Source organism: Pontibacterium granulatum, assembly GCF_029961155.1.
GTDB classification, from domain to species: Bacteria; Pseudomonadota; Gammaproteobacteria; order Pseudomonadales; family Balneatricaceae; genus Pontibacterium; species Pontibacterium granulatum.
This window is the reverse complement of sequence record NZ_JASBRH010000035.1, coordinates 1-19,020: the sequence shown is the minus strand read 5'-3', so window position 1 is coordinate 19,020 and position 19,020 is coordinate 1. Positions and strand designations below refer to the sequence as shown.

At 52.6% G+C, this 19,020-nt stretch carries 20 protein-coding genes and 3 tRNA genes; 11 read left to right on the top strand and 12 right to left on the bottom strand.

The window, feature by feature from the left end:
* Nucleotides 1-291 precede the first annotated feature (291 nt).
* From QKW35_RS19885 to QKW35_RS19855, 7 genes are all read right to left on the bottom strand, one after another.
* Nucleotides 292-582 carry a cupin domain-containing protein gene (locus tag QKW35_RS19885; protein ID WP_282355941.1) on the bottom strand — a complete coding sequence of 97 codons (291 nt, stop codon included), beginning with the start codon at nucleotides 580-582 and terminating at the stop codon, nucleotides 292-294.
* Between the two features lie 329 nt (nucleotides 583-911).
* Nucleotides 912-1,550 carry a ceramidase domain-containing protein gene (locus QKW35_RS19880; RefSeq protein ID WP_282355940.1) on the bottom strand — a complete coding sequence of 213 codons (639 nt, stop codon included), beginning with the start codon at nucleotides 1,548-1,550 and terminating at the stop codon, nucleotides 912-914.
* A 21-nt stretch (nucleotides 1,551-1,571) separates the two neighbouring features.
* Complete coding sequence (locus tag QKW35_RS19875; RefSeq protein WP_282355939.1) at nucleotides 1,572-2,291, bottom strand: flagellar brake protein; 720 nt, start codon at nucleotides 2,289-2,291, stop codon at nucleotides 1,572-1,574.
* A 186-nt stretch (nucleotides 2,292-2,477) separates the two neighbouring features.
* Nucleotides 2,478-3,323, bottom strand: a complete 846-nt coding sequence (locus QKW35_RS19870; RefSeq protein ID WP_282355938.1) for an ABC transporter permease — start codon at nucleotides 3,321-3,323, stop codon at nucleotides 2,478-2,480.
* The gene (locus QKW35_RS19865) at nucleotides 3,320-4,054 is read right to left on the bottom strand and encodes an ABC transporter ATP-binding protein (RefSeq protein ID WP_282355937.1); all 735 of its coding nucleotides are present in this window, start codon (nucleotides 4,052-4,054) and stop codon (nucleotides 3,320-3,322) included. The genes QKW35_RS19870 and QKW35_RS19865 overlap by 4 nt, the downstream gene beginning before the upstream one ends.
* Nucleotides 4,055-4,063: 9 nt before the next feature.
* Nucleotides 4,064-5,038, bottom strand: coding sequence for a YVTN family beta-propeller repeat protein (locus QKW35_RS19860; RefSeq protein ID WP_282355935.1), 975 nt, complete (start codon nucleotides 5,036-5,038; stop codon nucleotides 4,064-4,066).
* Nucleotides 5,039-5,055: 17 nt separating this feature from the next.
* Nucleotides 5,056-6,237 (bottom strand): ABC transporter substrate-binding protein, encoded by a 1,182-nt coding sequence (locus tag QKW35_RS19855; protein ID WP_282355933.1) that lies wholly within the window; start codon nucleotides 6,235-6,237, stop codon nucleotides 5,056-5,058.
* Between the two features lie 317 nt (nucleotides 6,238-6,554).
* Between QKW35_RS19855 and QKW35_RS19850 the strand changes: the two genes are divergently transcribed.
* From QKW35_RS19850 to QKW35_RS19825, 6 genes are all read left to right on the top strand, one after another.
* Nucleotides 6,555-7,004: a cupredoxin domain-containing protein gene (locus QKW35_RS19850; RefSeq protein WP_282355932.1), complete on the top strand. Its 450-nt coding sequence runs from the start codon at nucleotides 6,555-6,557 to the stop codon at nucleotides 7,002-7,004.
* Nucleotides 7,005-7,074: 70 nt separating this feature from the next.
* The gene (locus tag QKW35_RS19845) at nucleotides 7,075-7,356 is read left to right on the top strand and encodes a hypothetical protein (protein WP_282355930.1); all 282 of its coding nucleotides are present in this window, start codon (nucleotides 7,075-7,077) and stop codon (nucleotides 7,354-7,356) included.
* A 195-nt stretch (nucleotides 7,357-7,551) separates the two neighbouring features.
* Nucleotides 7,552-7,995, top strand: coding sequence for a cytochrome c-550 PedF (pedF, locus tag QKW35_RS19840; RefSeq protein WP_282355929.1), 444 nt, complete (start codon nucleotides 7,552-7,554; stop codon nucleotides 7,993-7,995).
* Nucleotides 7,982-8,893 (top strand): substrate-binding periplasmic protein, encoded by a 912-nt coding sequence (locus tag QKW35_RS19835; RefSeq protein ID WP_282355928.1) that lies wholly within the window; start codon nucleotides 7,982-7,984, stop codon nucleotides 8,891-8,893. Before pedF ends, QKW35_RS19835 begins: the two co-directional genes overlap by 14 nt.
* A 33-nt stretch (nucleotides 8,894-8,926) precedes the next feature.
* Nucleotides 8,927-9,688: a quinoprotein dehydrogenase-associated SoxYZ-like carrier gene (locus tag QKW35_RS19830; protein WP_282355927.1), complete on the top strand. Its 762-nt coding sequence runs from the start codon at nucleotides 8,927-8,929 to the stop codon at nucleotides 9,686-9,688.
* 69 nt (nucleotides 9,689-9,757) lie between these two features.
* Nucleotides 9,758-10,624: a quinoprotein relay system zinc metallohydrolase 1 gene (locus QKW35_RS19825; RefSeq protein WP_282355924.1), complete on the top strand. Its 867-nt coding sequence runs from the start codon at nucleotides 9,758-9,760 to the stop codon at nucleotides 10,622-10,624.
* 81 nt (nucleotides 10,625-10,705) lie between these two features.
* Here the strand turns inward: QKW35_RS19825 and QKW35_RS19820 are convergent, their stop codons facing one another.
* On the bottom strand, nucleotides 10,706-10,891 hold the full coding sequence (locus QKW35_RS19820; RefSeq protein WP_282355923.1) for a hypothetical protein: 186 nt from the start codon (nucleotides 10,889-10,891) through the stop codon (nucleotides 10,706-10,708).
* A gap of 192 nt (nucleotides 10,892-11,083) precedes the next feature.
* Here QKW35_RS19820 and QKW35_RS19815 point away from each other — a divergent pair, with 192 nt between their 5' ends.
* Nucleotides 11,084-12,859 (top strand): PQQ-dependent methanol/ethanol family dehydrogenase, encoded by a 1,776-nt coding sequence (locus QKW35_RS19815; RefSeq protein ID WP_282355921.1) that lies wholly within the window; start codon nucleotides 11,084-11,086, stop codon nucleotides 12,857-12,859.
* A 133-nt stretch (nucleotides 12,860-12,992) separates the two neighbouring features.
* Here the strand turns inward: QKW35_RS19815 and QKW35_RS19810 are convergent, their stop codons facing one another.
* Nucleotides 12,993-13,823 carry an HDOD domain-containing protein gene (locus QKW35_RS19810; protein WP_282355919.1) on the bottom strand — a complete coding sequence of 277 codons (831 nt, stop codon included), beginning with the start codon at nucleotides 13,821-13,823 and terminating at the stop codon, nucleotides 12,993-12,995.
* A 384-nt stretch (nucleotides 13,824-14,207) separates the two neighbouring features.
* Between QKW35_RS19810 and exaC the strand changes: the two genes are divergently transcribed.
* Nucleotides 14,208-15,728 (top strand): acetaldehyde dehydrogenase ExaC, encoded by a 1,521-nt coding sequence (exaC, locus tag QKW35_RS19805; protein WP_282355918.1) that lies wholly within the window; start codon nucleotides 14,208-14,210, stop codon nucleotides 15,726-15,728.
* A 291-nt stretch (nucleotides 15,729-16,019) separates the two neighbouring features.
* Here exaC and QKW35_RS19800 read toward each other — a convergent pair whose 3' ends face one another.
* Both QKW35_RS19800 and QKW35_RS19795 read right to left on the bottom strand, forming a co-directional pair.
* Nucleotides 16,020-16,544, bottom strand: a complete 525-nt coding sequence (locus QKW35_RS19800) for an acyloxyacyl hydrolase (RefSeq protein WP_282355916.1) — start codon at nucleotides 16,542-16,544, stop codon at nucleotides 16,020-16,022.
* 286 nt (nucleotides 16,545-16,830) lie between these two features.
* Nucleotides 16,831-17,571: a hypothetical protein gene (locus QKW35_RS19795; RefSeq protein ID WP_282355915.1), complete on the bottom strand. Its 741-nt coding sequence runs from the start codon at nucleotides 17,569-17,571 to the stop codon at nucleotides 16,831-16,833.
* Nucleotides 17,572-17,721: 150 nt separating this feature from the next.
* Between QKW35_RS19795 and QKW35_RS19790 the strand changes: the two genes are divergently transcribed.
* Together QKW35_RS19790 and QKW35_RS19785 are read left to right on the top strand one after the other, a co-directional pair.
* A tRNA-Glu gene (locus QKW35_RS19790) sits at nucleotides 17,722-17,797 on the top strand.
* A 33-nt stretch (nucleotides 17,798-17,830) separates the two neighbouring features.
* A tRNA-Gly gene (locus QKW35_RS19785) sits at nucleotides 17,831-17,906 on the top strand.
* Nucleotides 17,907-18,041: 135 nt separating this feature from the next.
* On the opposite strand, the gene QKW35_RS19780 is transcribed toward QKW35_RS19785, so the two are convergent.
* Complete coding sequence (locus QKW35_RS19780; RefSeq protein ID WP_282355914.1) at nucleotides 18,042-18,707, bottom strand: glutathione S-transferase family protein; 666 nt, start codon at nucleotides 18,705-18,707, stop codon at nucleotides 18,042-18,044.
* 221 nt (nucleotides 18,708-18,928) lie between these two features.
* Here QKW35_RS19780 and QKW35_RS19775 point away from each other — a divergent pair.
* Nucleotides 18,929-19,004, top strand: a tRNA-Glu gene (locus tag QKW35_RS19775).
* Nucleotides 19,005-19,020: the final 16 nt, after the last annotated feature.

The window sequence follows — 19,020 nt, the reverse complement described above, 5'->3', positions numbered from 1 at the left end:
AGTAAAGCGAAATCTTAGTCTATATCATTCTTCCGAAGTTAAAATGTGGCACTGGTGAAGTCCCTTCTGCGCAGCCGAGCATTCCTGAAATCCATCGATAGACAGCGATTTCAGCACGAGGCTCGTAGAGCCGAGATAAATCGCTCCGATGGATTTCTGGAACGCGCAGGGTACCCGGCTTCGCCGGGCAAGCAGTAGGGTTGCGGTGGGATTGGTAAGGGAGGGATCAACATCCTTCCCTTACCTCGCCTACAAGGCGAAAGGGGGCTGAGGTGTTAGGAAAAACACCAATTACTTCAACTCCACCTCTACAAATGAAAACTCAAAGTCATTCACATTTACCACATTGTGCTCCACACCCACTGAGCGGTAATAGGACTGCCCCGCCTTTAGATCCGCAACCACTTCCCCTTCCTCTGACTTCAGCAATAGCTTGCCGTCCCGGCCCGGAATAATCACATAGTCATAACCGTGACGGTGCCACCCAGTCTCTGTGCCGGGTTCAAATGTCCACTCGGTCACAATCACACGCTCGTTGTCGATCTGTACGTTAGGCGTCGCCAAAGCTGGATCTGCAGACATGATTCGTTCCTTCTTTTAGTTAGTCTGATTTGGAAAATGGTTATATCAGTAACGTCTAAACAAATAGATTTCGTTCTCTAAATGTTTAGGTTAACCGCTGCTTGCGCGTTGGTAGCGTGCAGGCGGTTTACAGCCAAAACTATAAATCTCCGAAAAAGATGCGCCTTTATCAGCGGTCCTTCGTCTTACCGACACCCCCCCAAAAACGAGGACCCAATATGCTCAAAGTGATCAGCTTTACCATCTGCCCATTTGTACAACGCGTGATCGGCACGGTGGCACGGTCGGGTGATTGAATACCGTACCAGAGCTGGTCGATGCGGCCCTTGTTAGCCAGGATGCTCAGATCTTGGGGCTGAGACGATAACTACAGCACTAATAAAGACCACCAGTCCATTCAACAGATGCCAAAGGAAATGGGTGCCCAGCGGGAAAGAGGTACAGACCGCGTTATCAATGGTACGGAAGGTGAGGGAAAGGCAAAAGATGGCGGCAGCAAGTAGCAGCGCTGAACGTCTATGTGAATAGTGAATATGATGCCAGATTCCCAGCATCAACAAGGTGATAATGGTTGGGGCATAAACAGGTGATCCGTTTAATAGATAGGCATATTGCCTGCTGTGCAGGGCGAGGGCTAGAAAGGCGACCACGCCTAGCAATGCAATGCTCCGCCGTACACCGATGATCTCTACAAAATAGAGCCATAGGAACACCAGTTGGAAAATAAGAATTGGGATGATATCTACCCAGCGCGCCCAGTTGCTCGCCAATGTGTGAAAAATAAAGCTTCCTAGGCCGATTGCAGCGGCTAATAAAATCAGTACCCAATGCGTGAGAGCGGGGCTGCCGGAACGTGATGCCAGCCTCCAAATGAAAAATGCAGCGATCAGGAAAGACAGGTTGGTCAGTGCATTAACGGGCTCTGCCCAGAACGTTGGGTCTAGCCGTTCGCAATAGAGATCAATCATGGGATAGCGGGTAGATTCTTGCTAAGTTTCTTTTTCACCAGCAATCATCGACAGTCTATCTTGCAGTTGTAGCTGGTCCAGATAACCCTTCACCGGATCGGTTCTGCCCTCAAAGACGATCCCAACCCGCATTTCATGTTCGTAGCTGATAACCGAGATCACTTTACCGGTCATCTTTTCGAAGTCGTCACTGAAGGGGAGTAGCATCTCCAGGCCCACCTTTTCTTCCCGAGACTTGAGTTCTTTGAGCGTCTCCAAATGTTCCATATTCTGCAGGCGAATCTGACAGCCGTTGTAACTCAGATCTTTTAACAGCCCTTCCTGCTGAATATCCGATAACAAATTAACCCGCAGCGTACAGTCATAGCGCGGTTCTTTCCGCACGCAGCGGGTGCAAATATCCTTGGGATATTCGAGGACCAGCAGTTGGACTTTACCCGTTACAACATCAAGCACCGAACACTTGAAAGCATATACCACACCGCCTTCGATAAAACGGACAACTACACCGGGTTTGTTTTGCAAAAGATTTTCATACCAGACCACGGCTGCACGTTCATTGTTATTGATTCTCTCCACTTCGTTGCGGGAGGGTAGATGAAGAATTACCGCTTTATCACCCTCAAAGCCAACAAAAGGGGTGAACAGTTGAAACTTACCGTCGGGGGAGCTGAGCTGGACCCGGGTGCCTGTCCTGAGGTGTGGCAGTTGATGAACTGCAGTATCCGAAGTGTCTGTCATGGTGTATCTCCGCCCCAAGCTGAAAAGGTAAGTGGGATGACGTACAACTTAGAAGAGACAACATGGGGAAGCTTAGTATAAAACTGGGAGCCTGTTTGAAATTTTCTTAAATAGCTTATGCAAGGGCTGAGATTTAAGGGATGTGAAATAAAGGCGTGTTTACAAATGGAAGTTTGAGGCAAGGAACTAGTTTGGTCCCTTGCCACCCGTGCCCCGCACACCCCGTTGTGGATTAAACCCCTTAATCGCCAGCACCGAGAATACCAGCGTGGTGCCCGCAACCACCGCAAATGCCTCCCAACTCATCTTCAGATACAGTGCATGACGTACCAGTTCGGTGGCGTGGGTGAAGGGGTTAACCGAGCAGACCCAGTACAACCACTCACTGGCTTCGCGCATTTTCCATAATGGGTAGAGCGCGGAAGACAGGAAAAACATCGGGAAGATCACGAAGTTCATCACCCCTGCGAAGTTCTCCAGTTGCTTGATCCAGGAGGACATAAACAGTCCCAGTGCGCTTAGCATGAGGGCGACCAGCACCAGCGCGGGCAAAACCGCCAAATAACCCAGCAGCGGCGGATCAACCTCCACAAACAGGGCAATGGCGAGGAAGGTGTAGACCTGTGCCAGCGAGATCAGTGCAGTGGACACCATCTTGCACAACAGCAGGTAGCCGCGGGGCAGCGGGCTCATCAGCAGTACCCGCATGCTGCCCATCTCCCGATCGTAGACCATCGAAAGGCTGCTTTGCATGCCGTTAAACAGCAGGATCATGCAGCACAGACCGGGGGCGATATACACCTCGTAGGTGATATAGGTCTCATAGGGTGGGATGATCGAGATACCCAGTGCGGCACGGAAACCCGCAGCAAACACGATCAGCCAGAGCAGGGGGCGGACCAGCGAGCTGAGAAAGCGCGAGCGCTGACTGACAAAACGCAGAAACTCACGGGTGAGGATGCCGGTGAAGCAGTTCAGGTAGGCGGAGCGATTCAACGGTACCAACGGGGTGACCTTTGCCGGGTTGTTCATGCGCATACCTCTTTGCCGGCCGTGAGGTGGTGGAACAGGTCAATGAGCGACTCATGTCCATGTGCGGCACAGATCGCCGAACCTTGGCCCTGGGCTTTCAGTTCGCCCTTGTGTAGCAGCAGGACCTTATCGTCCGGCTGTACCTCTTCGATCAGGTGGGTGGCCCAGAGCACGGTCAAGCAGTGCTGTTCGCAGAGCTTACGCACATGCTGGTTGAGTTTCAGGCGTGTGTGCGGATCCAGGCCCACGGTGGGTTCATCCAGCAGCAGCACACTGGGGTTGTGCATCAGGGCGCGGGCGATCTCCACGCGGCGGCGGTGACCGCCGTTCAGGCTGCGCACCTTGTCGTGGATACGCTCACCCATCTCCATGCGCTGCAGTTCGGATTCGATCCGCTGTTGCGCCGCGCGACCACTGAGGCCGTGTAACGACGCGTGGTATTTAAGGTTCTGGCCCACAGTGAGGTCCAGATCCAGCGTGCTTTGCTGGAATACCACCCCCAGCTTTTGCATCACATCAGTGGGGTGTTGCCGGATGCTGTGGCCGCAGATGTTGATCTCACCCTGCTGCACCGCATAGAGGCGGGTGAGCAGGGCAAACAGCGTGCTTTTACCGGCGCCGTTCGGGCCCAGCAGGGCGTTAAAGCCACCGGGCTGCAGCACAAAGCTGAGGTTATCCAGCGCTTTGCGCGGACCGTAATTGAAGCTGACGGAGCTGACCTGAATACTCATCGGCAACTGTTATGGCTTAACCACAACACCCCATGGATAACGGCCCACTTTGATGGATTTGGTTACCTTCAGCTTATCCACATCCACCACGGAGATATCACCGCTGACACCGTTGGTGGTATACAGCTGGCTCTCATTTTCGTTGAACGCCATATGCCATACACGGCGGCCTACCAGTAGGTAGTCCTTCACGTCGTAGGTTTTGGCGTCGACAACAGCTACATGGTTTGCAGGGCCCAGTGCAACAAAGGCGTATTTCCCATCGTTGGTCAGTTTGACGCCCACCGGTTGCACCTTGTCCGGGTGGATACCCGGGAGTTCAAAGGTCAACTTCTTGATGACCTGGCGGCTTTGCACATCGATCACCGATACTGTGCCGCCGATCTCGGAGGAGGCCCACAGCAGGGAGTCATCCTTGTTGAATTCCACGTGGCGTGGGCGTTGATCGATCAGCGTGTTATCCACCAACTCATAGGTGCTGGTGTCGATCCAATGCACCATGTTGGTGGTTTCACTGGTATTCACTGCCCATTTGCCGTTGTGGCTTACCGCCATACCTTCCGGTTCTACGCCCACATCTATTTGGGCTAGGACGTCCTGGGTTTCGGTATCCACCACGGTGACCAGCGCGTCGTCCTCGTTGGCGATGTAGAGGTGTCGGTCGTTGGGATGCAGGGCGAACTGCTCCGGGTCCTCACCCGATGGCAGTTCGGTGATGATACGGTGTGTCGCCAGGTCCATGATCTGCACGGTGTCGGAGTCGGATGCACAGATGTAGAGCTTGGTCATGTCCCTGGACAGTGTAATACCACGTGGACGCTGACCCACCTCAATGGTGTCGGTTACTTCCATCGTGTTGAGATCGATCACCGACAGGGTGTCGTCTTTTTCGTTGGATACGTACGCGACGGCGCCATAGGAGCTGGCACTGATTGCCATCAGGGCTGCGGGTAGAGCAGTACGGATAAAATTAGGGAATCGCATAGTTTTTCTCCGATTGATTACTGCATGCGGCAGCGACTTTCCGGTTTATCAAAGCCAAGGGTGTCCAGGTCCGTCACCGGGTGAAGGAACCCTTGCTGCGGCGACTGGGAAACCAGCGCGCGTGGATGAATCAGGGGAATTGGCTGACGCAGCTGACCGCTCCAGTCGCGGTAATTCAGCTTGCGGCCTTTAAAGGCGGCCAGTTGGAACTCATCTGACAGGATATAGCTGCGCAGGATGGCCGCATCGTTGGATTTGGTTTGGGTTACCGCTTCTGCGATGGAGCGCACGCCAGCCCAGGCGGCGTAGTCTTTGCCGGTCATCCAGCGATTGGCCAGCGTGTCAAAACGGCTCTGCAGCTGCGCGGCGCCCCACTGCTCAACCACACGGTGCCAGGTGACCGGCACTAAACCCTGGGTGCCGACAATTGGGCGTGGGTACCAGGTGTTGTAGAGCAGGTATTCACCGAAGTCACCGCGCTCATCGGCTACGACCACCACGTCGTATTCGTCGGTTTGGGTGAACAGCGGCAGCTCACTCTGCGCGGTACGGCGCAGGTCGGTATCAAAGCTCCAGGCTTTTTCCTCGATGATCTCCGCGCCAAAACGTTTGGCAGTGCGCTTCAGCGCAGTCGCGTAGGCCCTGTCTTCCGGTTGGTTGCCGGTGACCAGTAACCATTCTTTCAAACGCTTGGCGTTCAGCCACTGACCCAGGGCATCGGTTAGCATGGAACGACTGGGCGTGGTGTGCAGTACGTTGGACAGGCACACTTCGGTACGCAGTTCATCGGCCTGGGAACCGGCGTTAAAGATCAGTGCATCGACCCCCAGCGCTTCGGCCAACTGCTGTAGTTGCGCCGACGGCATGTTGGCCACAAACAGACGTTGACCGTTGTCGTACAGTTCCCGCGCTTCAGCCACGATCTGCTCAGGATCGGCGCTCAGTTTGCTGGTTAGTTGGTACTTTTGTTTCAGGAATCGACCGGTGGTGTTGCTGTCCTTGATACCCAACTCAGCACCGTTCAGACCCGCATCTTCGGGCTCCGGCAACACGTTGGAAAGAGCGGGTGGACGGTCTGGCTGATACTGCAGGTAGGCAATATCGATAGTGAGTGGTTGCTTCGCTGCCATTACAGCGGTGCTGCTTAACAGCAGGGCGGAGCATGCCAGTTTGAGTGGGTTTTTCAGACGCTTGAGCATAGTGATCTGTGTTGTAGTTGTTGTTATGTGATCAGGATAGGGGGGAAGCTCGAGGGGAGAAATATGAAGAAAGTACGAATCAATTAATACCGAAGTACTATTTTTTAAAGCCGGTGCCTCTCTAGCATAAATAAGACCGGAGCCAGCAGCTGTTCCCCCTTGTCGCTGTGTGGCTGACCAACTGCGTTGGCCTGATGAAGTCGTGCGAAATGTCCCTTCCCGTGATCAGGACTTGCCGCAGACGGTGGTCAGATGCAGTAGGCAGGTCTGCTGGCTCTCCCGAAATACGATCCACAGAATAAGAATCCGAGGTCGCTATGAGCATGCTGAAATCCCGTCTGATTAAACCCCTGATAATTGCCGGTGTTGCCGGTCTGATGGCTGTTACTTCTGTTGCGCAGGCTGCAGGTGACCTGACCCGTCGCCCACAGAAATTGCCGGACCTGGTGATGGGCAGCGACGAGAGTGATTACTATCTGTCCCAGAAAGAGTACGAGTTGGAAACCGGTAAAGCGTACAAGCTGGCGATTATCTCCAACGGCCAGAAAGAGTACGCGATGGTGGCACCGGATTTCTTTGCGTCTATCTTCCTGCGTAAGGTTGAAGCGGGTGGTATGGAGATCAAAGCGGTAAGCCTGACCGAGCTGGAATTTGAAGATGCGGCGGAGGCGGAGATCTACTTCGTGCCGGTGAAACCGGGTGAGTTCGCGTTTGAGATGGAAGGCCTGCAAGGCAAAGGTATGGTGGGTGTGTTTAAGGTGAAATAATTGCCTTCACACCTGTATTGTCCTGAGAGGCGTCAGAGTATGGCTATTCGTTTCCGTACATTGAGTGGAAATGTTGCACTCGCTGGATTGCTCTCAGGGCTGGTTCCAACAGCTTAACCTGCCCCATGGATTGATCACCGGCCAGTTGCATAAAACCAACATGGATATCCTGGCTGCACCGCCGGGAAATCCCCCCAATCCGATCACGGCCGAAGAGTTTTACAAAGCTGATTTGGCTGAGTATGGGTTGCCCCCTGATCATCCGTTGATGCCGTCTGTGACGGCTCAATGTCCACATAGCCCTTTGTTTTTTAGATCTGGTTGGTATTGGAGTGTCGGTGGCTGGTGCTGATCTTTTGTATGCTGGCGCGCCTGTCGTAAAGCCGATCTAGTCCGATTTTTTTAGTACTAAGGAACTACTTTTTGACCGCCAAAGTACAGTTCGAAGGCTGCGCATCGGGGCCTATTATTTTGAGTAATGAGCGTGGCGACTGGGTGATGGAATTAATGCCTCGCATACAAAATTATAAAAAGTAGGTGACTGATAATGGCAAAACAGAAAGTGCTGAGTGTAGCTGCGGCTGCGATGACATGTTTGATGCTGTCGGGACAGGCAATGGCGCACGGGGATGTAACGCCGCAGGGAGTGGAAACAGGCGATCTGACCAAGTTGGGTGAAGAGTGGCTGGAAGAAAATCCCTACCGTGGCAAGGATAATGAAAATTACGCTGAAGCCGTTCGTATCGGTGATTCAGCGTACAACCAGAACTGTGCGCGTTGCCATGGTCTGGAAGCGATCTCCGGTGGTATTGCACCGGATCTGCGTGAACTGACGCCTGATTACGACGGTGACGAGTGGTTCGTCTACCGCGTACGTAACGGTGCCGTGCGTGATGGCGCGGTGTACATGCCCAAAATGGCGGATTACCTGAGCCAGGAAGCGCTGTGGGCCATCCGTACCTACATCGAGTCTCGCCGTGACGAAATGTAAATTACTGATACTTTTGCTGTCCTCCTGCCTGGCGTTCGCCGGGCAGGTCCATGCGCGCTACTACGATGATGTGATTTCGTCGGGTTACATCGCGATTGGTCTATACAAAAACTTCCCACCTTACTCTTTTGAGCAGAACGGCCAGCCCGCAGGGGTTGATGTCGAGATCGGCAAGCGTATCGCGGCTAAGCTGGGTGTAGAGTTCCGTCCCCACTGGATCACCCCGGATGAAAACCTGGATGATGACCTGCGCAACAATGTCTGGAAAGGACATTACCTGGATAAAGACGAAGAACAGCCGCTCGCGATGAAGAAGCTTGCCGACGTGATGATGCGGGTGCCGTACGATCGTGAGTTCGCCTTCCGCCGCGAATCAACCGGTGAGATGGCCCATGAGCAGGTGGTGATGTTTGGTCCTTACCAGCGCGAAAGTTGGCGTATCACATTCGACGGCCGCAAGCTGGATGAGGTTTCCACCGTAGCTGTGTTCCAGTACCACCCGATAGGTGTCGAGATAGACAGCCTGCCCGCCTTTTATCTCACCGCCGCATTTGGGGGGAGGATGCGTGATAACGCGCGTCATTTCATGAATGTGGCGGAAGCATTTGAGGCGATGCAAAACGGCAAGGTCGACGCGGTGATGGGGATGCGTGCCGAGATCGACTGGCAACTTTTCAAAGCCAATGATCCGAATTACCGCATCGGTGAAAACGGTTTTCCGATGATGGGTAAGCAGAAATGGGATCTCGGGATGGCTATTAAGAGTACCTACCGCCAGCTGGGTTATACCGTAGAAGAGGTGGTCGATCAGATGATCCGTAGCGGTGAGATGGCAAAGGTTTACGGTCAGTATGGCCTGACATACGAACTTCCCGGGCTTTATCAGGAGGTGCAGTAAAGCCCGTCACAACGAGCGAAAGGATGAAGGCGCGTGAAAATAACAACAATACTCACCCTATGCCTGAGTTTAATGCTGTCGGCCGGATTACAGGCCAACCCTCAAACGGACCCACTGAACTCGGTGATGTGGGACTACAACCGGCAGATCTTCCTCGGCAATAAGGCCGAGTATGTGTTTGATGATCGCATCAAAGTGGGTGTGCCCGCGTTTGCTGAAGACCCGACCCAGGTACCGCTGGACATCGATGCCACCGCATTGACCGGCAGGATTGAACGGATCGTCAGCTGGGCGGATTTGAACCCGATTCAGCATATCTTCACCTATTACCCCCATTCTGATGTCTTGCCCAAGATTTCACTGCGTATCAAAGTTCAGCAGGCGACGGCGGTGCGCGCTGCTGTGCTGACTACAGACGGCGTGTGGCATATCGGCAGTAGCTGGCTGGAAGCTACCGGGGGTGGTTGCACCACACCCAGTGTGGGCAACGCGGATCCGTATTGGGAAAGCCACTTGGGTGAAACCAAAAGTCGCGTGTTTAAAGGGGCTCAGTCCAGTCGCTACAAATTCCGTGTGATCCATCCGATGGATACCGGGTTGGTGGGCTCGATTCCCGAGTTCTTCATCCAGCAGGTGGAGTTGCGTGACGACTCGGGTAGCGCATTGGCGCGGATGGAGTTGTCTCCACCGGTGAGCGAAAACCCGGTGATTACCTTTGATCTGCGCACAACCGATGCGCAGCACCACCTTTGGCTACGGGATAACAACGGCAACGAATTTGAGAAAGCGCTCTAGGAGGCCATGATGATAAACAAGACGATGCGAGCGCTCCTAAATGTTGTACTCCTTATATGGGCAGGGCAGGTGTCTGCACTTGAGTATCAACTGCAACCCAAACAGATCGCGCCGGATACTTACCTGTTGCAGGGAAAGATGCAGGACTTCAGCCGTGATAATGGCGGCAATATCATGAATACCGCGTTTGTGGTGACCTCTGAAGGTGTGGTGGTGTTTGATACAGGGCCTTCCCGTCACTATGGCGAAGCAATGCGGCAAGCAATCGCGCAAGTGACCGATCAGCCGGTGTTGCACGTGTTCAACAGCCATCAGCACCCGGACCACTTCCTTGGTAATCAGGCGTTTGCTGATGTTGAAATCTGGGTGTTGCCAAAAACCGGTGAACAGATCGCACAGCATGGCAGCGCATACGCGGAGAATATGTACCGCATGGTGGGGGATTGGATGCGGGCGACGGAAGTGCGGTTGCCGACAAAACCACTGGATCAGCCTTTGATGCAGGTAGGGGATCATCGCTTTCGCTTTTATCCGTTTACCGGTCATACCGGTGCCGATCTGGTGATGGTAGATGAAACCACCGGTGTGATGTTTGCCGCGGATATGGTGTTTTTCCAGCGTATGCTCACCACACCACACACGCCGGGTATTGGAACGTGGGCTAAAGAACTGCGCGAACTTGCCGCTATCCCGTTTAAGCTGATGGTGCCGGGGCACGGTCCTGTGGTGAATGACACGCGGGCTGTGGAGCAGATGCTATCCTACCTGGAGTGGTTGGATCGAACCCTGACCGATAGTGCGGCGCAAGGTAAAAGCATGCATGAGGTTATGCAGAGTAAATTGCCTGCAGCGCTGGCTGCGATCAATCTTAGCCGGGCGGAGTTTGTGCGCAGTGTGGTGCATCTGTATCCGGACTATGAAGAAGCTGCGTTTTGATTAATTGGGGTAAATTGACAGGTAGATGGCGCGTCTGAGTAAGAGGCTGTTTTCGCATTGTGTGAAGATAAGCCCTTGAAACTAGTCGCCATTATCCCCATATAGTGATTTAGAACGATCCGCGGATTTTTCTGTCCAACCAGATATAGCTTCGGCGGTGGCCGCAACCTCCATGGTTTGCAGGCCCCAATAGACATGTGAAAGCATGTTGTTGTTTTTTTGCCCGCTTTGCGGGCTTTTTATTGCCTGTCGTTTCTGAAATCCCACCCATAACACCTCATCTCTATCCCGCTATGTCACCGTGGATTGGCATGGTAGTAGTACCAAGGGACTACAAATCTAGTCCCGCTGTTGAATTGTTGATCAGGCGGTAAAAACCAAAAATTCATCCAAGTGTTGGGAAAATTTCCCGGCCCTCCTGAACGCCCAAATAAAAACGAATCCGTAAAGGAGAGAGCGATGAGTAAGTTTGCCGCAGGCAAAGGCTTTGCTGTCACAGCCCTGGTAGCCGCGATGTCATTTTCTGGCATGGCTACTGCCGGTGTAACCGATAAAGACATTTTGAACGACCAGGCCACGACGGGTGACGTGGTTTCCAACGGCCTTGGCCTACGTGGCCAGCGCTACAGCCCGCTGAAAGCGGTAAACACCGATACGGTTAAGGATCTGAAAGCGGTTTGGTCTTTCTCCTTCGGTGGTGAAAAACAGCGTGGCCAGGAATCCCAACCGATGGTTAAGGATGGCGTGATGTACGTCACAGGTTCCTATTCCCGTGTATTCGCAATCGATGTGAAAACCGGTGAAGAGCTTTGGCAGTACGATGCGCGCCTGCCGGATGGCATTATGCCATGTTGTGACGTGATCAACCGTGGTGTTGCCCTCTATGGTGATCTGGTGATCTTCGGTACCTTGGATGCCAAGCTGGTAGCCCTGAACAAAGATACCGGTAAGGTTAAGTGGAAGAAGAAGGTCGGCGACTACAAAGCGGGCTACTCTCTGACTGCTGCACCGATCGTGGTTAAAGGCAAGGTCATTACCGGTGTATCCGGTGGTGAATTCGGTATCGTGGGTAAGGTTGAAGCCTACGATGCAAAAACCGGTAAAATCGCCTGGACCCGTCCGACCGTTGAAGGTCACATGGGTTACATCTGGAAAGATGGTAAGAAGACCGAAAATGGTATCTCTGGTGGAAAACCCGGTCAGACGTGGCCGGGTGACCTGTGGAAAACCGGCGGTGCAGCAACCTGGCTGGGCGGCACCTACGATCCAGACGTAGATCTGCTGTTCTTCGGTACCGGTAACCCGGCACCTTGGAACTCCCACCTGCGTCCTGGCGACAACCTGTTCTCCTCCTCCCGTCTGGCGATCGATCCGGACACCGGTAAGATCGTATGGCACTTCCAGACCACGCCAAACGATGGCTGGGACTTTGATGGCGTAAATGAGCTGATCTCATTCGACTACAACGATGGCGGCAAAACCGTGAAAGCGGCAGCAACAGCTGACCGTAACGGTTTCATGTACGTCCTGAACCGTGAAAGCGGTGACTTTATTCGTGGTTTCCCATTCGTAGATGAAATCAGCTGGGCCAGCGGTCTGGATAAGAACGGGCGTCCGATCTACATCGATTCCAACCGTCCGGGCAACCCTGCCGCTGCTACAGACGGCAAGAAGGGTAAAGCAATCCGTGCAGTACCATCTTTCCTGGGGGGCAAGAACTGGATGCCAATGGCATACAGCCAGGATACCGGTCTGTTCTACGTACCGTCTAACGAATGGGCGATGGATATCTGGAACGAACCCGTATCCTACAAAAAAGGTGCGGCATACCTGGGTGCGGGTTTCACCATCCACCCTACGAATGAAGAGTACATCGGTGTTCTGCGTGCGATGGATCCTAAGTCCGGTAAAGAGGTATGGCGATACAAGAACTACGCACCACTGTGGGGCGGTGTTCTGGCGACTGCGGGTAACCTGGTCTTCATGGGTAACCCGGAAGGTTACCTGATGGCATTCGACGCTAAGAACGGTGAAATGAAGTATAAGTTCAACACCGGTTCCGGCATCGTTGGTTCCCCTATTACTTGGGAGATGGATGGTGAGCAGTATGTCTCCGTTGTTTCCGGTTGGGGTGGCGCAGTACCGCTGTGGGGTGGTGAAGTTGCCAAGCGCGTCAAGCACTTGAACCAGGGTGGCAGCGTATGGACCTTCAAACTGCCTAAAGAAGATTCCTGATTGATGCTCGAAAAGTGTCAACGTTATTCAGGACGGGGCACTTCAAATAAAAAAGGCCGGTATTAACCGGCCTTTTTTATTGTGACTCAAAAGATGCTCTTGGGCGCCTTTTGAGTTCGATACGCGATCGCAGTTAGTTTTCCAACATCAGCAGGGTATCGTCACGGAAATCAAAGAAGTCGTAATCACAGATGCCCATAAAGTTAAGAATCGGCTCCAGATCGCTGATCAACGGTACATCTTCTTTGGTGACGCGCCAATAGGTGCGGTACTTGCGGCTGATCTCTTTGGCAATCAGCAAAATGCAAAGCTGTGTGCGCACGTTATCGCGGTCGTCTTTCTGCTCAGTAACAAAAGATTTGTACTCAGGTTGCAGTCGAATTGCTTCGCAAGTGGCTTCTGGCAGGTTCCAGGACTTTGTTAACGCGTAGCCCAGGTCGTAGTGGCTGATACCGTATTGTTCGATCTGTGCGTGATGCAGTCCTGAGATACTGTCACACGGAATCTGCTGCAGAAACTCTTTGTAACCTGGGAAATTATGCATCATCAACGGTAAGCCGCAATCATGCAGCATACCCAAGGTGTAAGCATCATCGGGGGTTACTTCCGGGAAGCGGCGTGCCAGTAACGCACAGATCTGTGCAACATCGGAACCTGTATCCCAGAAACGCTCCAGAGGGCCTAAGGTAGACAGGCTGTTACGCAGCGCTGCCAGGCGAACGATGGTAAATACACGATTGATACCGAGCAGAGATACCGCGTGCTCGATTGAGGTGATTTTGCGGGCAAGACCGAAATAGGGGGTGTTTACCGTTGCAAGAACACTGGAGAAAAGTGCGATGTCTTGCTTTAAAACGTTACAGATTTCACTGATATCCAGATCTTTCTTATTTATCAGCTTATTCAGCTGGATCAGAATTTCAGGGCGAGAAGGGATGAAGTACGTGTCAGTTGCTTGACTCATTAATATCGTCCTGGATCTATTTCCTAACGCATGGCGATTAGCCATTCAACAACTACATACTGCGCAGCTCTGTCCAGACAGTCAACGCTGAAGTATTGCCTTGGGCTTATATTGATAGTTCTTTGTCGGATAATTTTCCAGTATCAGAACCCGTTCTTTCACTTAAGGTTATCGGCAGAAAACCGGATGAAATTAGGGTTTTTGAATGCCATAGACCTATCGTCTTCTGGTTGTAGCACCCAAAAATTACTACTAAGGGACTAATTGAAGTGGTCCAAGTGATGATACCTGCCTCTCGGGACTGCTGGCTAATATGACAGGGTGTCTTAGCGATCAGGCCCGACCACACAACAGGGCCTGCAATAACAAGAAGAGGCTTTCAAGATGATCTACGCACAGCCAGGAACAGACGGCGCAGTTGTTTCCTTTAAACCACGTTATGAAAACTTTATCGGCGGCAAGTGGGTTGCACCGGTAAAGGGTCAGTACTTCACAAACACGACGCCAGTCACTGGTGAAGCGATCTGTGAAATCCCACGTTCCACCGCAGAAGATATCGAGCTGGCGCTGGACGCGGCACACGAAGCAAAAGCCGCTTGGGGCAGTACGTCTGTCACCGAGCGTTCCAACATCCTGCTGAAGATCGCTGACCGCATTGAAGCGAACCTGGAGCTGCTGGCGGTTGCTGAGACCTGGGACAACGGTAAAGCAGTGCGTGAAACGCTGGCTGCTGATGTGCCGCTGTCTGCAGATCACTTCCGTTATTTCGCTGGTTGTATCCGTGCGCAGGAAGGTTCTATCGGCGAAATCGACGAAACCACGGTTGCGTACCACTTCCACGAGCCTCTGGGTGTAGTTGGCCAGATCATCCCTTGGAACTTCCCGCTGCTGATGGCTGCCTGGAAGCTGGCGCCAGCATTGGCGGCGGGTAACTGTATCGTTCTGAAGCCAGCTGAGCAGACGCCGGTATCTATCCTGAAGCTGATGGAAGTAATCGAAGATCTGCTGCCAGCAGGTACCCTGAACGTTGTAAACGGTTTCGGTGCGGAAGCGGGCCAGGCGCTGGCAACCAGCACGCGCATTGCGAAGATCGCATTCACCGGTTCTACCCCGGTGGGTTCTCACATCCTGAAGTGTGCGGCTGACAACATCATCCCATCCACTGTAGAGCTGGGCGGTAAGTCGCCTAACATCTACTTCTCCGACGTAATGGAGCAGGAAGATGAGTTTGTATCCAAAGCGGTAGAAGGTACCGTGCTGGCGTTCTTCAACCAGGGTGAAGTATGTACTTGTCCTTCCCGTCTACTGGTTCAGGAAGACATTTATGACCAGTTCATCGGTAAGGTGATCGAACGTATTGCTCAGATCAAGCGTGGCAATCCATTGGATACCGACACCATGGTGGGTGCTCAGGCGTCTCAGGAACAGTTCGATAAGATCCTGGGTTACATGGATATCGGCCGTGAAGAGGGTGCTCAGGTCCTCACCGGTGGTGGCGTAGAGCAGATGCCGGAAGGTTTCGGCAGCGGTTACTACGTACAGCCAACCCTGCTGAAAGGCGACAACACCATGCGGGTCTTCCAGGAAGAGATCTTTGGCCCGGTTGTATCTGTAACCACCTTTAAAGACGAAGCGGAAGCGCTGGCGATTGCCAACGACACTGAGTTCGGTCTGGGTGCCGGTGTATGGACCCGTGACATGAACCGTGCTTACCGCATGGGTCGTGGTATCGAAGCGGGCCGTGTATGGACCAACTGTTACCACATGTACCCTGCACACGCTGCCTTTGGTGGTTACAAGAAATCCGGTGTAGGTCGTGAGACCCACAAGATGATGCTGGACCACTACCAGCAGACCAAGAACATGTTGGTTAGCTACAGCATCAACCCACTGGGCTTCTTCTAAGCCTCGGTGACAGGCTGCCGGATACCGGCAGTCCGCGTTACTTCTCTCTTGAACGCATCTGCGTTATATCCTGTCTGCGGCCCCATATTGGGGCCGCTTTTTTTGCTCCTTCTCGGCCTGATTCATCGCTTCCCTTTATACGAGGAGGGAAAGCTGCCGCCGTGATAGAGTTGGGGCATCGGCGCATCAGCAGAAAGGTTACGTCTGGATGCATGTCGGTGGTTGTGCGAAAGGCGCAGACAGGTCTTCACCATCGCAGCCTGGTAGCACGAGCATCACCGATCGGCAGCGCTAAAGCGGGAAGCTGTAGTTGATGATAATGGACTCAGACCCTGGGTTTTCGTCTTCCAGCCCGAAGTTCGACAGGTGATAGATCCCGATACCTATCCTGGATCTGTTCTCCAACTTGTAAGCTAATTCGGCGCCTGTCCGGAACTGGATGTTACCGCCAAGATCAATGCCGTCTCCATGTTCGTAAAGTGCAGCGGAAATGTGGGGCGTGAATACCCACTTCTCCGCGAAATCCATGTCGTAACGGAATCCACCATAAAGCCAGTAGTCATCGTCTGAGTTGACGCCAATCCCTAGTGCAGGCACCAGTCTCGCGACTGATTTAAGCGGCCTGAAGCGATACTCGAGACCTACCTCTGTGGAAGCATTTTCAAAGGCATCGTACGCGCCAACTGAAACCGCAAGCGCACCTGAGTCATCGGCGTTTGTGATCGTTGAAAGAGCGAGCAGTACCATCGCTGACAGGGCCGACAGAGGCCTGCGCAGACGAGAGTGGACTGAAGCACTCTTGGATAAGGACAACATACCTTTCACCTCCGTGGGCGTTTCAAGCATGTGTTTCTATAAGTTTGTTGCGAGTTAATTTCAGGCTAGATGCGTTATTTGGGGGAATCAAGGAATGAAGGCTTCCGCCGTCGCGAGAATCTGCTTGGCAGAGCAATAAACTAATGGGTGCGATAGGGGAGTGGATACCGATCAGAAAAGCGCTATCCTGCAACGGATGACTGTGTCGCCACGTCAGAAGATCTGATCGGTTATTGGAATGCTTTCGGCAACATCGGGTGATGATGCTGGCTGCATCCTAGCTTGGTTAGAAGCCAAACTTGTTGGCTTCTTCCTCCTCCTTCCGGCGGCGTTCCCGTTCTTCTTCCGCTTTCAGCTCTATATATTCTGCCATACGGTTCATGCGGTTACGCAGTTCAAACAACTGGCGATCCAGCAGGTGGTTTTTGTTCAGATCGCTGAGACGGATAAAGCACTTTTTGTAGGTATTAAAGGAACGTTTACCGTCATTCACCTCTTCGGAAACGACGGCTTCCTGCAACTCCAGGTCTATCTCCGTGCGCTCAAAGCCGTGCTTGGCATGCTGAAACATCACGTTGCTGGCGCCGGAGGAAATTTCACCCTTGGCTTCTATCTCTTTCAGGAACTTAACAAACTCCTTAATGATTGCTCGGGCACGCTGGGCATCATTAGGGGTTTTGAATAGCGTGAGCGAACCTTCCGGGTGCGGTGGTGTTTCCATTGGGGCTTCGCTACGCCCTTGAGTTTCTGTCAGGATCTTCTCCAGCGTTTCCGACTCTTCCAGTTCGAGAGCCGCTTTACAGCGCTGGGAAAGATATAGCGTCAGAAACTTAATGATCTCTGGGCTTTGCAGCAGGGGAGGGTAGTTCGCTAGCAGGTGGTGAGCACGACGGACCACGGCTTGAAGGTGCATCAGGCGCAACTGCCGTTCTTTCTTACGGTTTTCGTACATCTGAATAAAGTAGGCTGCGGCGGCCATGATGCCGACACCCGCCAAGATCAGAAGAGCAATATTTGTTGGACTCATTTAACGACTCAAGCCAAGGCAGATCAAAATCTACACTAACGGAAAACATTTTGATTTTATACGAAAAAAGTTAAAAAAAGTGCTTGAACTCTAAAAAGACCACACATAGAATACGCACCACGTTTGAGGCGATGCCCCAGACGGTCCAGCGTCCCATTCGTCTAGTGGCCTAGGACACCGCCCTTTCACGGCGGTAACAGGGGTTCGAACCCCCTATGGGACGCCATCTTCTCATCCTGAAGATGACATTGGAAACGGTGCGGAATTAGCTCAGTTGGTAGAGCGGAACCTTGCCAAGGTTCAGGTCGTCGGTTCGAGCCCGATATTCCGCTCCAATCCCTCTCCTTTGTCGCTACTCCATCTTATTAATACCTGGTTTCATAACCCCTCTGTTCTTATTGGTCTCGTCTGCTGCGTGTCTGTGTGCGGACAAGGGATGTAATGTTACACCCCAGAGTCTGTATCGCTGTTTAGTCGTTTATGTATACCAGAACCTTTTCGATCTGTTTTTGTTCTTGCGGCAGGATCGTTTTGAAGCTTTCGCGCGCATAGCAGCGTTGCAGAAATGCGTGCAGCGCAGACCAGCGTGTTTCATCCAGCATGTGTTTGGCATGTTCCATATTGATCAGCTGACATGCGATTGCAATGTCTGCCAGGGAGAAGGTGTTTTCGACAAACCAGTTATTATCACCCAGCTGGCTGCTCAGATAATTGAAGAGCGGAGGGAGCTTCTCCTTTTTGGCTTGTTCAATCAGAGCGTGATCTGTTGCCTGTTTTATCAATGGCAGTATAAGCGTGTGGCGGAAGAGGGTTGCTGTGGTGTAGGGAGCTAACTCGTAATCCGCGTACTTTTCGAGCCACTCACATCTGGCGCGAGCTGCAGGAGACGATGGCATGAGTGGAGTGTTGCTCGCTTTTTGCTCGATGTAGTGACAGATCACAGCGGAGTCAGCAAGTGTGACCTCCTCGTCCTGATAGGCGGGAATCCGCATCAAGGGATTCAGTTTTTCATATCCTTCCGGTAGCTCGTACGGCACCGCCATCTTCAGTTCGTAGTCGATGCCTTTTTCCGCCAGCATAATGCGTACTTTTCGTACGTAAGGAGACAGTGGGGCGCCGTGTACCTGGATCGTCATAAATCATCCTCAGCATTATTCTTTTTCTTGTGTGTAAGGGATAGTACCTATTGAGCGTGTGTTGTTGAACACTCACTAAACAGTGCCTGTTTCTTTTTTGCTCAAAGAGGAAGTTTTTTGATTTTTATGGAGTTTTTTTGAATTTAGGGGTTGACGCTATGCGGCCACCTCCTTAATATACGCGCCTCCTCTGGTGAGGAACACCAAACACGGTGATATGCGTCCCATTCGTCTAGTGGCCTAGGACACCGCCCTTTCACGGCGGTAACAGGGGTTCGAACCCCCTATGGGACGCCATTCTCTTGCGAGAAAT

What these genes read in the sequence shown, in the direction of transcription:
- QKW35_RS19885 (WP_282355941.1), bottom strand. Translation starts at nt 582, where the DNA reads ATGTCTGCAGATCCAGCTTTGGCGACGCCTAACGTACAGATCGACAAC.
- exaC (WP_282355918.1), top strand. Translation starts at nt 14,208, where the DNA reads ATGATCTACGCACAGCCAGGAACAGACGGCGCAGTTGTTTCCTTTAAA.
- QKW35_RS19865 (WP_282355937.1), bottom strand. Translation starts at nt 4,054, where the DNA reads ATGAGTATTCAGGTCAGCTCCGTCAGCTTCAATTACGGTCCGCGCAAA.
- QKW35_RS19815 (WP_282355921.1), top strand. Translation starts at nt 11,084, where the DNA reads ATGAGTAAGTTTGCCGCAGGCAAAGGCTTTGCTGTCACAGCCCTGGTA.
- QKW35_RS19860 (WP_282355935.1), bottom strand. Translation starts at nt 5,038, where the DNA reads ATGCGATTCCCTAATTTTATCCGTACTGCTCTACCCGCAGCCCTGATG.
- QKW35_RS19870 (WP_282355938.1), bottom strand. Translation starts at nt 3,323, where the DNA reads ATGAACAACCCGGCAAAGGTCACCCCGTTGGTACCGTTGAATCGCTCC.
- pedF (WP_282355929.1), top strand. Translation starts at nt 7,552, where the DNA reads ATGGCAAAACAGAAAGTGCTGAGTGTAGCTGCGGCTGCGATGACATGT.
- QKW35_RS19800 (WP_282355916.1), bottom strand. Translation starts at nt 16,544, where the DNA reads ATGTTGTCCTTATCCAAGAGTGCTTCAGTCCACTCTCGTCTGCGCAGG.
- QKW35_RS19795 (WP_282355915.1), bottom strand. Translation starts at nt 17,571, where the DNA reads ATGAGTCCAACAAATATTGCTCTTCTGATCTTGGCGGGTGTCGGCATC.
- QKW35_RS19845 (WP_282355930.1), top strand. Translation starts at nt 7,075, where the DNA reads ATGTTGCACTCGCTGGATTGCTCTCAGGGCTGGTTCCAACAGCTTAAC.
- QKW35_RS19780 (WP_282355914.1), bottom strand. Translation starts at nt 18,707, where the DNA reads ATGACGATCCAGGTACACGGCGCCCCACTGTCTCCTTACGTACGAAAA.
- QKW35_RS19875 (WP_282355939.1), bottom strand. Translation starts at nt 2,291, where the DNA reads ATGACAGACACTTCGGATACTGCAGTTCATCAACTGCCACACCTCAGG.
- QKW35_RS19855 (WP_282355933.1), bottom strand. Translation starts at nt 6,237, where the DNA reads ATGCTCAAGCGTCTGAAAAACCCACTCAAACTGGCATGCTCCGCCCTG.
- QKW35_RS19810 (WP_282355919.1), bottom strand. Translation starts at nt 13,823, where the DNA reads ATGAGTCAAGCAACTGACACGTACTTCATCCCTTCTCGCCCTGAAATT.
- QKW35_RS19880 (WP_282355940.1), bottom strand. Translation starts at nt 1,550, where the DNA reads ATGATTGATCTCTATTGCGAACGGCTAGACCCAACGTTCTGGGCAGAG.
- QKW35_RS19850 (WP_282355932.1), top strand. Translation starts at nt 6,555, where the DNA reads ATGAGCATGCTGAAATCCCGTCTGATTAAACCCCTGATAATTGCCGGT.